The organism is Arthrobacter sp. TWP1-1 (assembly GCF_049897845.1).
GTDB lineage: Bacteria > Actinomycetota > Actinomycetes > Actinomycetales > Micrococcaceae > Specibacter.
On record NZ_JAFCXC010000015.1, the window covers coordinates 1 to 1442 of the forward strand.

Genomic DNA, 1442 nt, shown 5'->3' on the forward strand with positions numbered 1-1442 from the left:
TGAACTGGGCCCCGAAAGTTGGACTCGGTAAATAAGAGTCTACGCAGCCAGTGCCTGAGCCCGATATTCCATTGGGCTCAGGCACTGCAGCGTTAACGAGATGCGGTCGGTGTTGTACCAGCGGATGTAGTCGTCCAGCTCGGTGGTGAACCCATTTATGTCGGTGAAGTTTTGGCGGTGGAACATCTCTTCCTTCAGATGACCGAAGAAGTTTTCCATCACCGAGTTGTCCAGGCAGTTGCCCTTGCGCGACATGGATTGGGTCATCTTGGCGTTGCTGAGGAGTTTCTGCCAGCTGGTGTGTTGATACTGGAATCCTTGGTCTGAATGCATCATTGGGGTCTCGCCCGGGCCAAGGGTGCTGATCGCCTCGGTGAGTGATTTGTTGGTGAACGCCGTGTTTGGCGATTCGGAAACCGAGTAAGCAATGATCGAGCGGTCAAAGAGATCCAGCACCGGTGAGAGATATACCTTTTGCTCGGCGATTTTGAACTCGGTCACGTCGGTCACCCATTTAGTGTTCGGCGCATCCGTATCGAATTCTCGTTTGAGCAGGTTCTCGGCGATCTTGCCGACTTGGCCCTTGTAAGAGGAATATTTGCGGCGGGTGCGGACCTTGCAGAAGAGGTTCTCCTCACGCATCAGCTTCAGCACGGTCTTGCGCGCGATCCGCCAGCCTTGGCGTCTCAGGACTGCGTTGATGCGTCGGTGGCCGTAGCGGCCCTTGGCCTTGGTGAAGATCTCGTGGATCTGGGCTCGAAGCTCTGCGTGCCGGTCAGGGTTCTTGCGTGCGGCTTGGCGGTGGAAGAACGTGGAACGAGCCAACCCAGCTGCCTGTAGCAACAGGGGCAGGGAATGGGATGCCTTGAGGGCGATCACGGCGCTGACTTTCAGTGCGGTGGTTGGTTCCTCAAGGCTCGTACTTTTTTTAGATAAGCGTTCTCCGCCGCCAGACGCTCGTTCTCACGGCGGAGCTTCTCGAGCTCACTGACTTCGACCGATGGGGTCCCAGGCACAGATTTGGGCCGGCCCTTGGGCTTGGGGCGCAGGCCCTCTTCGCCATAGTCCCGATAAGCGCGGATCCATGCTCGCAAGAGATCTAGGGAACTGAGCTGATGCATCCGGGCAAGGTCCTGCCGCGTCCCCTCACCGTCGAGATATTGGCGAACAACCGCCATCTTGAACTCGAAGGAATACACCTGTTTGGTTGGTTTCTTGTCCAATGCTGCTCTACCCCAGATCTTGAACCGACTCTCCAACTTGCAGATAGCCGGCATGCTGACTCCCAGCCTTGAGGATACCGCGCGATACCCAAATCCTTCCTCAAACAGATCGACGGCGGCTAGCCGCTGCTCGATGGTCAATGAACTACTTTTACGCATAAAAAACTCCCCGAAAGTAAGGAACTGAATTATTCAGTCCAACTTTCGGGGAGCAGTTCA

Annotated in this window: 1 pseudogene; it reads right to left on the reverse strand. The window is 55.9% G+C overall.

The features are described from left to right. Positions 1-39: 39 nt before the first annotated feature. A pseudogene (locus ACP7B9_RS17175) lies at positions 40-1333 on the reverse strand (IS3 family transposase). Positions 1334-1442: the final 109 nt, after the last annotated feature.